Here is a 12,039-nt window from a genome sequence, read left to right as displayed (position 1 = left end):
GGCCGTTCGACCGACCCCGGACCCAACCGGCCCTACGGGGCCGGTTCCGCCGTGGGCGGCGGAACCAGGGCGGCTTCGATCAGGCTGCGGATGACGTCGTAATCGGGATCCTCCGGGTCGATGTCGTTTTCCGGCACCAACTCGACGGACTGGATCGGCAGCGCCTTCGTCTTCGACGCCAGGTGCGTGAAATAGCCGAGCATGCCCTGAGGGATGTCGGTCTTCACGACCTGGCTGCCGGCCGATGCAACTGCCTGGAACTTCGTCAGCACGTTGGCGGGGCTCGCCTGCTGCAGGATCGCCTCCTGCACCTGCCGCTGCCGCACCATCCGGTCGTAGTCGCTCGTGTCATGGCGTGAGCGTGCGTACCAGAGGGCGTGGTACCCGTCCATGTGCTGCCTGCCGGGCTCGAACCAGAAGGCAACCTCGGTGAAGGTCTCGTCGGTATGCACGGGGACACGGTGGTCGACGTTGATGTCGACTCCGCCGAGCGCGTCGACGAGGTCGGAGAATCCCTGCATGTCGATCAATACGTAGTACTGGATCGTCAGCCCGGTCACGCCCTGGGCCGCGTCGCGCATGCCTTCGATGCCCGGTTCGCTGCCGCTGCCGACAGCATCCGGGTACATCTCCGGGCTCTTCACCTCCACCTCGGTGTAGATCGAGTTCAGCATGCACGCGGAGACCTCACAGCCGTCGATCGATCCGTACCCTTCCGGGTACAGGTCGGCGAGTGGCCCCGCAGAGAACGGCACGTCCTCCAGGTTGCGCGGCAAGCCGATCATGCTGGCCTGGCCGGTCTCCGCATCGATGCTGACCACGGAGATGCTGTCGGGGCGTAGACCCTCACGGTCGGGGCCGGCGTCGCCGCCGAGCAGCAGGATGTTGTAGCGGCCGTCGGAGGGCGGCTCCGTCGGGCCTGCCACGAAGACCGAGGAGAGGAACCCGCTGGCCGTCGTGGCCACGTACGCGCCGTACCCGGCCGTGCCGACCACGCCCACCATCAGCACCGTCGCGAGCCCGGCGATGATCGGGCGGGCCTTGGGGGTGGCGCGAACGAGCCGCACGAGGCGCAGGGTGTCCAGGGACAGGATCAGCCAGACCACACCGGAGAAGGCCAGCAGCAGGGCGGCCGCCCACAGGCCGATCGAGTTGGTGAACACGGTCAGAGCGACGGCAGGCCAGAAAGTGTAGACGACCCCCACGACCACCGCGAGGGCGAGCAGCGTGAGCGTCATGCCGAGGCCGAACCGGCCGAGCCGACGGTTGCCGGCCAGCACCTGCGCGGAGCCGGGCAGCACGAAGTTGAGCACGACGAGCCACCAGGCCCGTTTGGTCATGATCGGGGCGGACCCGAGATCCGGATGCCGGATCGGCGTGCGTGCACTGATCATAGTTTTGCTTGCAGGTCCAGGTTCTTCTGCTCGACTTGTGCGGCGAGCATCTCCCGATAGCCGAGCAGCTTGACCCGCAGGGAGTCGTCGGCGATGGCGAGGACCTTGACGGCGATCAGGCCGGCGTTGCGTGCTCCGCCGATGGAGACGGTGGCCACGGGCACCCCGGCCGGCATCTGCACGATCGACAGGAGCGAGTCCAGGCCGTCGAGCCGACCCAGCGGAACGGGCACGCCCACCACCGGCAGGGTGGTCACGGCCGCGAGCATGCCGGGCAGGTGGGCGGCGCCGCCGGCGCCGGCGATGATCACCCGGATGCCGCGCGCATGGGCGCTCTGGCCGTAGGCGATCATCTTCTCCGGGGTGCGGTGCGCGGAAACGACCTGCACCTCGAAGGGAACGTCGAAGTCGCGCAGGAGTTGCGCCGCGTCGCTCATCACCGGCCAGTCGGAATCGGAGCCCATCACGACGCCGACCAGCGGCACCAGGGCGGTCTCGCGCGGGGCGGTCTCGAGCTCAGGGTTGTCTGTCACGCAGTCGATCCTATTTGGTCAGTCCTGAAAAACTGCCGCTGCGGCCCGCGCCTGGTACGCGACGAGGTCCAAATCGTCCCCACCGACGGTCACGTGGCCGACCTTGCGCCCCGGCCGGGGGTCCTTGCCGTAGGTGTGCACCTTGGCGGCCGGGTAGGCCTCGAACGCGGCCGGGTAGCGCGCGGACAGGGGCTCCGACGCCGGCCCGCCGAGGATGTTGACCATCACCGTCCACGGGTCCCTGACGTCGGTCGCCCCGAGGGGAAGGTCGAGCACGGCGCGCAGGTGCTGCTCGAACTGGCTCGTCGTCGACCCCTCGATCGACCAGTGGCCGCTGTTGTGTGGGCGCATCGCCAACTCGTTGACCAGGATGCGCTCATCCGTCGTTTCGAACAGTTCGACGGCCAGCATGCCGGTGGCGCCGATGCCCTCGGCGATGCGCACGGCGATGTCGGCGGCGGCCCGGGCCAGCCTGCCCTCGGACTGGGGTGCGGGCGCGATGACCTCGGCGCAGACGCCGCCCTGCTGTACGGTCTCCACCACGGGCCAGAGCGCGATCTGGCCGGACGGGCGTCGCGCGACCAACTGGGCGAGCTCGCGACGGAACTCGACCAGCTCCTCCACCAGGAGGGCGCCGTCGTTGCCGTCTTCGGCGAGCGCGGCGAACCAGTCGTCGGCCTCGTGCTCGTGGGTGACCAGCCGAACGCCCTTGCCGTCGTAGCCGCCGCGGGCCGTCTTGACGACCGCGCGACTGTTGTGGGAGGCCAGGAACACGCCCAACTCGGCGGCGTTCTCGACCCGCGCCCAGTCGGGCACGGGCAGACCCAGCTCGCTCAGGCGCTGACGCATCAACAGCTTGTCCTGGGCGAAGAGCAGCGCGTCGGGGCCCGGGTGCACGGCCACGCCCCTGGCCACGAGCTCGCGCAGGATCCCCTGCGGCACGTGCTCGTGGTCGAACGTGACGACGTCGACGGTGTCGGCGAAGGCCAGCACCACGTCTCGGTCGCGGTAGTCGCCCACCTGCACCGCGGCCAGGTCTGCCGACATGCCCTCGTTCTCGGCCAGCACCCGGATCCGGATGCCCAGGTTGACGGCCGCCGGAATCATCATCCTGGCCAACTGGCCGCCGCCGATAACGCCCACAGTCGTGTTCATCGCTCCACCAATTCCTTGGTACCGGTCATTGCCGGTACGGGTTCTCTCAGGCTGCAGGCTGGACCTCGCCGTAGACTCGGGTTCTCGACCTCTATCTTTGCCCATCATTCGGAGGGATGCATGCCGAGTACACAGCGCCGATCAGCACGGCTTCTGGCCTTCGCCCACCAACTCGGCAAGTTCGGGGCTGTCGGCCTCGTCGGCTTCGTCGTGGACTTCACGGTCTTCAACCTGCTGCGCACCACGGTCTTCGACCCCGCCGTGGTGGAGTCCGGACCGATCTACGCCAAGGTCGTGTCGACCACGCTGGCCATCATTGTGAACTGGATCGGCAACCGCTTGTGGACCTTCGGGGCCAACCGCCAGTCGCGAACGCTGCGCGAGGCGGCCGAGTTCTTCGCGGTCAGTCTCGTCGGCATGGCCATCGGCCTCGCCTGCCTCTGGGTCAGCCGCTACGGGCTCGGCTACACCAGCCTGCTCGCCGACAACATCTCGTCGAACGTGATCGGGCTGGGGCTGGGCTCGGCCTTCCGTTTCGTGCTCTACCGGCACTGGGTGTTCTCCCCGCGGCGCGCGGCGACGGCCGACTCGGAGCGGGCGCTGGCTGCCTAGCGGGAGCCCCAGTTCGCGGTCTCGTCGGCGAGTGCTGACTGTTCCAGGCGGCGCAAGCCCATCAAGGTACGCGAGGACTCCATCAGGTCGTGCAACACCTGTTGCACCAGGGCGGCGTTGGGCACGTCTTTCAAGACGAGCGGATGCTCCAGCCCGGCGCTGATCAGAACGTCACCCGAGTGGGCCAGCGACTGCAGCCAGTTCTGGCGCACCGTCACGTCGTAGCCGCGGCTGTGCAGCAATTCCTGGCGGGTGCGCACGAAGAATCCGTGGCGGAAGATGATGCGCCGGGTGGTGATCGTGTAGCGGTTGTTCAGCCACGACGCCAGCGGCAGCAGCCAGAGCAGCAGCACGAGGGCGGCCGCGGCTGCCAGCAGCGCGATATTCTGCCACGGCTCCGGCAGAGAACCGTAGAAGTACCCGGTCGCCGCGGCAATGGCCAGCAGTGCCAGGGTGGGCCAGAACAGGATTCGGGCGTGCGGCCGGAGCCCGGCCACGACCGACTCGGCCGGGGGAAGCACCTCGGCCGCCCCGAAGCCCGCTGTCTTTGTCATAATCTATTAATACCGCAGGTGGGTGACATCCCCGGCGGCGACAGCCTGCAGTTCACCGTTCGTCTGGTCTTCGACGATGAGCCGGCCGCTCCGGTCGAGAGCAATCGCGGTGCCGACCAGGTCGGTGCCACCGGGAAGTTCCACCCGCACGACCCCACCGAGTGTGCCGCACACTTCGGTCACCGCGTGCAGCAGCCCGCTTTGGACCGGGTCGCCCTCCGCGTCGAGGAAGGCCCGGGTGAGCTGCCGCAGTTCGGTGAGGTAGCGGGCGAGCACGGCATCCGGGTCGGGGGCCGAACCGGTCACCAGCAGCAGCGACGTCGAGGTGAGCGTGGGCAGGTCGTGCTCGTCGAGGGACACGTTCAGGCCGGCGCCGATAACCAGCCCCTGCGCGCCGGGCAGCAGCTCCGAGAGGATGCCCGACACCTTGTAACCGTCGATCAGCACGTCGTTGGGCCATTTCAGGGTGACCTCGTGCCGGGGCGCCTCCTCGCCGGGATCGTCCACCCGGGCTGCCAGGCTCGCCTCGACGACCGCGCGCACGGCCCGGGTCATCGCGGCTCCGGCGAGCAGGGGGAACCAGCCGAAGTGGTCGATCGGGAGCGGGGCGGCCGAGGCCCTCGGGCGGAGCAGCACCGAGATGGCGAGCGACTTTCCGGTGGGGGCGAGCCAGGTGCGACCCAGTCGGCCGCGACCGCGGGTCTGGTTGTCGGTGACGACCGTCGACAGGTCGGGCCAGGCTGCGACATCCTCGCCCGCAGCGTGGGCGACGAGCACGTCGTTCGTCGACCCGGTCTCGGGCAGGTACTCGAAACGCGGCACGACCTCGCGGCTGAGCGGAAACTCCATCTGGTTCTCTCTCCCTGTGGCTAACTCCTGTAATTCTGGCGAATACGAGCGCAAATGGCACAATTCCGGCCCGAATCCGCCAATCCTCAGGAGTTGGCCACGGGAAGGCAGACGCACCCGACCAGCAAACCGGCCGGTTTTTGTAGACAATCGTCAACGATCGGGAGCAGGGGCTGGCCGGTAGAGTGAACCGCGTGACTGAGAACTCGCCCCTTGCGGGCCCCGACCTGTACACGACGGCTGGAAAGCTCGCCGACCTCAAGCTGCGCTATCACGAAGCCGTGACCGCCAGCGGCGAGGCCGCGATCGAGAAACAGCACGCCAAAGGCAAGATGACCGCGCGGGAACGCATCAACCTGCTGCTCGACCAGGGCTCCTTCGTCGAGATCGACGAGTTCGTGCGGCACCGCACGCACGCATTCGGCATGGAGAAGAAGCGGCCCTACGGCGACGCGGTCGTCACGGGCACCGGCACCATCCACGGCCGCCAGGTCTGCGTCTACTCGCAGGACTTCACCATCTTCGGCGGCTCGCTCGGCGAGGTTGCCGGCGAGAAGATCATCAAGGTGATGGACCTTGCCCTCAAGACCGGGGTGCCCATCATCGGCATCCTCGACTCCGGCGGAGCGCGCATCCAGGAGGGCGTCGTCGCCCTCGGCAAGTACGGCGAGATCTTCCGCCGGAACACGGCCGCGTCCGGCGTCATCCCGCAGATCTCGATCATCTGCGGCCCCGCCGCCGGCGGCGCCGTCTACTCCCCCGCCCTGACCGACTTCGTGATCATGGTCGACAAGACCAGCCAGATGTTCGTCACCGGCCCCGACGTGATCAAGACCGTCACGGGCGAAGACGTCGGCATGGAAGAGCTCGGCGGCGCGCTCACGCACAACACGATCTCCGGTGTGGCGCACTACCTGGCCAGCGACGAGCCCGACGCCCTCGACTACGCCCGCACCCTGCTCAGCTTCCTGCCGGACAACAACCTGGCCGACCTGCCCGTCTTCGACAGCGACATCGAGCTCGAGACGACGGATGGCGACCGGGGCTTGAACACGATCATCCCCGATTCCGCGCACCAGCCTTACGACGTGAAGACCGTGATCGAGCACATCGTCGACCACGGCGACTTCCTCGAGACGCAGCCGTTGTTCGCCCCGAACATCGTCGTCGGCTTCGCCCGCGTCGAGGGACGCTCGATCGGCATCGTCGCCAACCAGCCCAACGCCATGGCCGGCACGCTCAACATTCCGGCCGGCGAGAAGGCCGCCCGGTTCGTGCGTTTCTGCGACGCGTTCTCGATTCCGATCCTCACCCTGGTCGACGTGCCGGGCTTCCTTCCCGGCACCGACCAGGAGTGGACCGGAATCATCCGCCGCGGCGCCAAGCTGCTCTACGCCTACGCGGAGGCGACCGTGCCTCTGGTCACCGTCATCCTGCGCAAGGCCTACGGCGGCGCGTACATCGTGATGGGCTCCAAGCAGCTCGGCGCGGACATCAACCTGGCCTGGCCGACCGCGGAGATCGCCGTGATGGGCGGCCAAGGCGCCGTGAACATCCTGTACCGTGCCGAGATCAAAAAGGCCGAAGCAGCCGAGGAGGATGTTGCCGCCGTGCGCACCCGGCTGGCCAACGAGTACACCTACAACGTGGCGAGTCCGTTCCTGGCGGCCGAGCGCGGCGAACTGGACGGCATCATCGAGCCGGCCACGACCCGCGTCGCGGTGACCAAGGCCCTGCGCGCCCTGCGCACCAAGCGAGCGAGTCTGCCGCCCAAGAAGCACGGGAACATTCCGCTGTAGGCGGGTGCTATGACCGATTCATCGAATGTTACGAATGACCCGAGCGTCCCGAGCGACCCGAGCTCAGCCGAGAAGACCGAGTCTGCTTCGCCCGAGGTTTCCCCGGTGCCCGGGCTGCGTTTCCTGACCCGCGGCGTCTCCCCCACCGAGGCGGCCGCCGTGTCGGCCGTGCTGCACGGCCTGGTGCGCGAGGAGGGCGACAACCTGCGCCAGACGCCGGTGCGCGGCCAGAGCGCGTGGCAGCGCAGCCAGCGCAGTGTTCGGGTGGCTCTGACCCCCGGCGCAGGCCGCTGGCGCGGATTCTCGGCCTGACCCTTCGGTTCCCAACCGTCGGGGGCTCCCGGTCCCCCTAAATGCCGACTTTTTATACCGAACCGGTTCGACCAGTATTGTTATTGCTCGGTGATGCTCTTAAGAGTTCACAACTAAAGCCCGTCGACTAGGGTAAGCAGTCGGGTTTTGGGGGCGCGTCAGGGTGACATTCGGGTTGTCGCCCTGGCACGAAGTCGAAAGGGATCAACCACGGTTGGTCCCTTTCGCATTTGCCGGCATGGCCCCGGCGTGGCCCGGGTGTAACCCCGTCTCGAACGAATTCGACGGAGATTTTGAGGGAAACGGCCCCAAACACTCCGAAAAAGTGGTTACGGACGAAAATCTCCGTCGAATTGGTGCGTCGTCGGCGCACGGTGCTCCGCGTGCTGACCAGCTAGCCCGGGCCGGAGGACGTCAGGACCGGGTTGCGCGGGATCTCCAGCCACAGGTGCACCTCAGGCTCCGGTGACTCCTGGCCGAGGGCGCTCAGCTTCGCGTCTGCGCTGCTGAGACCCACCACGGTGACCGCGGTCGCGGACCCGTCGCCGGCGGTGCGGGCGATGATCGTGTCCGCCAGGGTGGAGTCGATCGCGGTCGCCAGAGTGTTGAGCACCGATTCCAGCTCCGCGCCGCGGATGTCGTCGATACTGCCCTCGTCGAGCAGGGTGACGATGGCGCCGCGGCGACGCGCGGCCATGATCGCGTCACGCACGGCGTCATTGAGCAGCTTCCGTCCGCGGATCTCGTCCCGCACAGCCGCCTCCAGGTAGCGGGACTCCTGACGCTGCTCGTCGTTCAGCACCCCGCCCTGGTCGATGATCCGGCGCAGCATCGGGGCCGCGAGCCGGATGGTCTGGGCGAGCCGCACCTGGCGCTCGTAGAGGTGCGCGTCCTGGGCGGCCTGCCACTCGGTGGCCTCCTGCTCCGCCAGGGCGTACTGCCGGGCGTCGCGGCCTGCCTTGGCCAGCGCCCGCGCCAGGATGACCGCGACCGCGACCCAGACCACACTGCCGATGACGCCCATGGAGCCCAGGGCCGCCGGGCCGGCCCAGAAAATCGTGTGCACGACCAGCGTCGCGGCGCCGACCCAGGCCAGGCCTGGGCGCCGTCGGGTGGCGGTAATAGTCATCAGGGTGCCCACAGCCGCGACATTCCAGGTGGCGTAGCCGTTGTCGACGGAGCCGTCGAGCTGGCTCCCCACGAGCAGCGGCAGCATCGCACAAACAGCGACGTTGAAGAACGCCAGCCACACCGGCATCCGCATCGGGCTCGTCGGCCAGAGGCTGAGCACGGTCGCCACACCGTAGACGAGCAGCGCCAGGATCGCCGGCACCGGGCTGCGCGGTTGGCCCAGCGAGTAGAAGCCGAGCACGATGTGATAGGCGGAGAACATTGCGGCCAGGGAGAGCACGAGTCCGCGCGGAACGGTGATCACTCGGGACGTCCTTCCTGGGCCGGCGGCCATTCGATGGTGATCGTCGTTCCGCGGCCCACCCCGGCGCGCACGCGCACGGATCCGCCGGCGCTGGCCACCCGGTCCTGGATCGAGATGCGCAGTCCGAGCCGTTCCGCCGGCACAAGCTCCGGGTCGAAGCCCACGCCGGTGTCGGCGATCGTGATGGTGCAGCCCCCCCGGGCGTTCCCGCTCATCGTGAGGGCGCGGTCGGGCTCGAAGCTCGGCGTGCCGGCATGCTGGACGCTGTTCACCATGGCTTGCACGCTCGCGGCGAGGATCGCCTCGCTCGCGTGGACCGGGAGGCGCAACCCGTCGATCTCGCACTCGTCGACGGTGAACGGCACCGGCAGCCGGTCGGCGGCGGCCCGGATCTGCGCGCTGAGCTCGCTGAAGGCAACCGTGCTGTCGTCACCGGCAGGCACGATGGCGGCGTCGTTGAGCCGGGTGAGGGCATCAGAGGCCATGCCGGAGGCCAGCTCGGCCGCCTTCGGGCTGCCGGCCGCGGCCGCGGCGAGGAACGTGGCCAGCACGCTGTCGTGCACGATCGAGTCGACCTGCACGCGCTCGACCTCCGTCGCGTGCTGCCGCACGGCGTTCCCATACTGGTGCAGCGCGTTGGTCTGCGCGTTGTCGACCGCGAGGGCCGTCTGCCGCAGCATGAAGATGATGATCAGGATGACCTGGCCGAGGATTATCGCGTAGACCGTGTCCAGAGACGACAGAAGAACATCGGCGTTGCCGCCGGACGGTGTCGACCGCACCACGCCGTAGACGATCGGCACGACCACCGTGTAGATGACGGCCCAGAACACCGGGAAGGCCAGAGCGGCGCAGGCCGTTGCGATGGTGCACATGTACCAGAGCCACGGTTTGCCGTCGAGCACGGCCGCGGGGTCACGCATCAGCATGGGCCAGGCCAGCAGCGCCGCCAGATAGAGCATCGCCACGGTTCCGGCGGATGCCCGCACCCCGACCTTGGTCACGGCGGCCACCACGACCGCCGCCAGCGACAGACCGAGCAGCAGCGGCGCGAGCAAACCCATCACCGGCACCCGCACCGGGGCCTGCGCGAGCATGATCGGCATCGCCTGGAGGGCGAAGACCACGCCGACGCCGGCGACGGAACGCGAGGCCACGACTTCGATCCGGGTGCGGCTGATCGGGTTGCGCGGCTGTTTGGGCCCCACGATCGGGTCGGAATCGAGCAGCTCGGCGTCCGAGTGCGCCGCGGTGGAGCCCAGAGGGCCGGAGCCCGCGGGCTTACCCGCGGGCATCTCCGCCATCCGGGTCGAGGCCCGGCAGGATTCCGTCTTCGACGGCGCGCCGGAGCAGGTCCACCTTGGTGGGTGCCGGACGGCCGACCTCCACGTATTTCACCCGGATCCGGTCGAGGTACTCACGGGCGGTCGAGTGAGCGATGCCAAGCTGCATCGCCACCATTTTGAGTGGGAGCCCCGACGCGTAGAGGTGCAGCACGTCACGTTCGCGCCGGCCGAGCTGGGCCTTGGCGAAGTCGCGGTCGGCGTCGATGGCCGTGGCCCACTCGAGGTTGTTGAGAACGTCGCCGCGGGCCACGGATGCGACGGCCGCCATGACCGTGGTGGTGGGGGACGATTTGGGGATGACACCGGCTGCGCCCGCGGCAAGCGCCTCGCGCACCAGGGCGACCCGGTCGGCGATGCTGTGCACGAGGACCGACGCGCCCGTGCTCTGGGCACGGTGCACATTGTCGGTGACGCGGGATCCGTCGCCCAGCGACAGATCCAACACGATGACGTCCACGGCGCGGCCGTCGATGCCGTCCACGAGCTCCTGCACGGTGGGCGCGGTGAAGACGACCTCGTAGCCGACGTTCTCACAGGCCGCCTTGATGCCCAGGCGCACCGACTCGTGATCGTCGGCGATGCCCACCCGCACGGGATGGCCGAGTTCGAGGGCGCCGGGAATTCCCGGGGCCGAGGGGAGAGGTGTTGCTGGCTGGTTCACGGTTCCTACATCCTCACGTTGTCGTACAGGTCAACGATAGCTACCGGGACAGGAGCGCGACGGCTTCGACATGGTGGGTATTGGGGAACAGGTCGAAGGCACGCAGCCGGCGCAGGATGTACCCGTGACCGGCGAGGAGGGCGATGTCGCGGGCCAGGGCGACGGGGTCACAGGCCACGTAGACGATCTGGGCCGGTTCCACGGCGCCGAGCAGGTCGATGACCTCCTTGCCGGCGCCGGAGCGTGGCGGGTCGAGGATCACCGTGGCGGCCGACTGGCGAGCCCTCTCGGCGGCGCTCGAATCGCGCACGAGCGCGTTCAGGAACCGGTCGACGCGGGAGGTCTGCACGCTGGCCCCCACCCATTCGGCGAGGTTCTCAGCCGCGAAGTCCGTGGCCTGCGGGTCGCTCTCGACGCTGGTCATGCGCACCGTGCTGCCGAATCGGTCGCCCACGGCGGCGGCGAGCAGGCCGACCCCGCCGTAGAGGTCCAGGTTCGCGGCCCGGGGGTCGAAGGCGTCAGCGTCGATGATGTCCTGCACCGCGCGGTAGAGGGTCTCGGCGGCGCTGGTGTGCACCTGCCAGAACCCAGCGGCGTCGAGGCGGAACTCGCGCTCGCCCACAACCTCGCGGATCAGCGTTTTCGGGGTGTGCCGGCGTCGGCCCTTGTCGTCCTGCTCCGCCACCAGGATCTGCACGGTGCCCAGGCTCGGGGCGACGATGTCGACGGATGCGGCGCCGGGAAACATTTTGTCCAGCGGCGCGGCCGCCTCGAGTAGGCGGTCGGCCAGCGGCAGGTCGCCAACCGGGATCACCCGGTGCGAGCGGGCGGCATAGGGGCCGACAGAGCCGTCCTCGTCCACATGCAGGCGCACGCGGGTGCGCCAGCCGGTGCCGTCGGCGGCGTCTCCGGGCGAGGCGTTGGGGCCGACCGGGACCGGCTCGACCGTGACCTCGGACTCGATGCCGGCCATCCGTTTCAAGGCGTCAGCCAAAACCTGGCGCTTCAGCTCGCGCTGGAAACCGAGCTCGATGTGGCCGAACTCGGCGCCGCCGGCGCGGTCGACGGGGTCGCGGTCGAGGGCGGCGGCGGCCCAAATGTGCGGCTGACGCTCCGGCGCCGGGGTGAGCACTTCGACGGTCTCCGCCCGCCAGAAGCTTTTGTGGCTGGCCGAGGTCAGCCGGGCGCGCACGCGCTCCCCCGGCAGTGTGTCACTCACGAAGACCACGCGGCCCTCGTGCCGGGCGATGAAGATGCCGCCGTGGGCTACGTTGGTGACGTCGAGTTCGAGTTCCGCGCCCACTTCTGCGGAGTGCCCGTTCGAATCTGCCTGAATGTCATTGCTGGTGCCCATCCTTCGATGATCCCACACCGCTTGCACCCCCACCG

12 protein-coding genes are annotated in these 12,039 nt (G+C 68.7%); 3 read left to right on the top strand and 9 right to left on the bottom strand.

Annotated features, from left to right (window positions below):
- Nucleotides 1-32 precede the first annotated feature (32 nt).
- From CXY82_RS13625 to CXY82_RS13615, 3 genes are all read right to left on the bottom strand, one after another.
- On the bottom strand, nt 33-1,391 hold the full coding sequence (locus tag CXY82_RS13625; protein ID WP_104171441.1) for an LCP family protein: 1,359 nt from the start codon (nt 1,389-1,391) through the stop codon (nt 33-35).
- Nucleotides 1,391-1,858 carry a 5-(carboxyamino)imidazole ribonucleotide mutase gene (gene purE, locus CXY82_RS13620; protein WP_104100370.1) on the bottom strand — a complete coding sequence of 156 codons (468 nt, stop codon included), beginning with the start codon at nt 1,856-1,858 and terminating at the stop codon, nt 1,391-1,393. The genes CXY82_RS13625 and purE overlap by 1 nt, the downstream gene beginning before the upstream one ends.
- A gap of 87 nt (nt 1,859-1,945) precedes the next feature.
- Entirely contained in the window at nt 1,946-3,082 is a 1,137-nt protein-coding gene (locus CXY82_RS13615) for a 5-(carboxyamino)imidazole ribonucleotide synthase (RefSeq protein ID WP_104171385.1), read from the bottom strand.
- A 120-nt stretch (nt 3,083-3,202) separates the two neighbouring features.
- Here CXY82_RS13615 and CXY82_RS13610 point away from each other — a divergent pair, with 120 nt between their 5' ends.
- Nucleotides 3,203-3,694, top strand: coding sequence for a GtrA family protein (locus CXY82_RS13610; RefSeq protein ID WP_104171384.1), 492 nt, complete (start codon nt 3,203-3,205; stop codon nt 3,692-3,694).
- Here CXY82_RS13610 and CXY82_RS13605 read toward each other — a convergent pair.
- Together CXY82_RS13605 and CXY82_RS13600 are read right to left on the bottom strand one after the other, a co-directional pair.
- The gene (locus tag CXY82_RS13605; RefSeq protein WP_233194039.1) at nt 3,691-4,248 is read right to left on the bottom strand and encodes a PH domain-containing protein; all 558 of its coding nucleotides are present in this window, start codon (nt 4,246-4,248) and stop codon (nt 3,691-3,693) included. The two genes, CXY82_RS13610 and CXY82_RS13605, sit on opposite strands and share 4 nt — an antisense overlap.
- Nucleotides 4,249-4,254: 6 nt before the next feature.
- The gene (locus CXY82_RS13600) at nt 4,255-5,097 is read right to left on the bottom strand and encodes a biotin--[acetyl-CoA-carboxylase] ligase (RefSeq protein WP_104171383.1); all 843 of its coding nucleotides are present in this window, start codon (nt 5,095-5,097) and stop codon (nt 4,255-4,257) included.
- A gap of 185 nt (nt 5,098-5,282) precedes the next feature.
- On the opposite strand from CXY82_RS13600, the gene CXY82_RS13595 reads away from it, so the two are divergent.
- Nucleotides 5,283-6,896 carry an acyl-CoA carboxylase subunit beta gene (locus CXY82_RS13595; RefSeq protein ID WP_370287838.1) on the top strand — a complete coding sequence of 538 codons (1,614 nt, stop codon included), beginning with the start codon at nt 5,283-5,285 and terminating at the stop codon, nt 6,894-6,896.
- A gap of 9 nt (nt 6,897-6,905) precedes the next feature.
- A complete protein-coding gene (locus CXY82_RS13590) occupies nt 6,906-7,208 on the top strand; it encodes an acyl-CoA carboxylase epsilon subunit (protein WP_146069134.1) in 303 nt (100 codons plus the stop codon).
- A gap of 394 nt (nt 7,209-7,602) precedes the next feature.
- Here CXY82_RS13590 and CXY82_RS13585 read toward each other — a convergent pair whose 3' ends face one another.
- The 4 genes from CXY82_RS13585 to CXY82_RS13570 all read right to left on the bottom strand — a co-directional run bounded on the left by CXY82_RS13585 (nt 7,603) and on the right by CXY82_RS13570 (nt 12,004).
- Entirely contained in the window at nt 7,603-8,643 is a 1,041-nt protein-coding gene (locus CXY82_RS13585; protein WP_104171382.1) for a hypothetical protein, read from the bottom strand.
- The gene (locus CXY82_RS13580; protein WP_146067644.1) at nt 8,640-9,938 is read right to left on the bottom strand and encodes a sensor histidine kinase; all 1,299 of its coding nucleotides are present in this window, start codon (nt 9,936-9,938) and stop codon (nt 8,640-8,642) included. The genes CXY82_RS13585 and CXY82_RS13580 overlap by 4 nt, the downstream gene beginning before the upstream one ends.
- Nucleotides 9,925-10,611: a response regulator transcription factor gene (locus CXY82_RS13575; protein ID WP_104171437.1), complete on the bottom strand. Its 687-nt coding sequence runs from the start codon at nt 10,609-10,611 to the stop codon at nt 9,925-9,927. The genes CXY82_RS13580 and CXY82_RS13575 overlap by 14 nt, the downstream gene beginning before the upstream one ends.
- Nucleotides 10,612-10,690: 79 nt before the next feature.
- Nucleotides 10,691-12,004, bottom strand: coding sequence for a class I SAM-dependent RNA methyltransferase (locus CXY82_RS13570; protein ID WP_104171380.1), 1,314 nt, complete (start codon nt 12,002-12,004; stop codon nt 10,691-10,693).
- Nucleotides 12,005-12,039 lie beyond the last annotated feature (35 nt).

Source organism: Cryobacterium sp. M23, from assembly GCF_002929655.1.
GTDB classification, from domain to species: domain Bacteria; phylum Actinomycetota; class Actinomycetes; order Actinomycetales; family Microbacteriaceae; genus Cryobacterium; species Cryobacterium sandaracinum.
Note: the sequence above shows the minus strand (reverse complement) of the source record. Positions and strands in the feature narration are given on the sequence as shown.

Bases quoted from the DNA above. Each gene is read 5' to 3' on its own strand.
- purE (WP_104100370.1), bottom strand. From the start codon at position 1,858: ATGGGCTCCGATTCCGACTGGCCGGTGATGAGCGACGCGGCGCAACTC.
- CXY82_RS13615 (WP_104171385.1), bottom strand. From the start codon at position 3,082: ATGAACACGACTGTGGGCGTTATCGGCGGCGGCCAGTTGGCCAGGATG.
- CXY82_RS13610 (WP_104171384.1), top strand. From the start codon at position 3,203: ATGCCGAGTACACAGCGCCGATCAGCACGGCTTCTGGCCTTCGCCCAC.
- CXY82_RS13605 (WP_233194039.1), bottom strand. From the start codon at position 4,248: ATGACAAAGACAGCGGGCTTCGGGGCGGCCGAGGTGCTTCCCCCGGCC.
- CXY82_RS13600 (WP_104171383.1), bottom strand. From the start codon at position 5,097: ATGGAGTTTCCGCTCAGCCGCGAGGTCGTGCCGCGTTTCGAGTACCTG.
- CXY82_RS13590 (WP_146069134.1), top strand. From the start codon at position 6,906: ATGACCGATTCATCGAATGTTACGAATGACCCGAGCGTCCCGAGCGAC.
- CXY82_RS13580 (WP_146067644.1), bottom strand. From the start codon at position 9,938: ATGCCCGCGGGTAAGCCCGCGGGCTCCGGCCCTCTGGGCTCCACCGCG.
- CXY82_RS13570 (WP_104171380.1), bottom strand. From the start codon at position 12,004: ATGGGCACCAGCAATGACATTCAGGCAGATTCGAACGGGCACTCCGCA.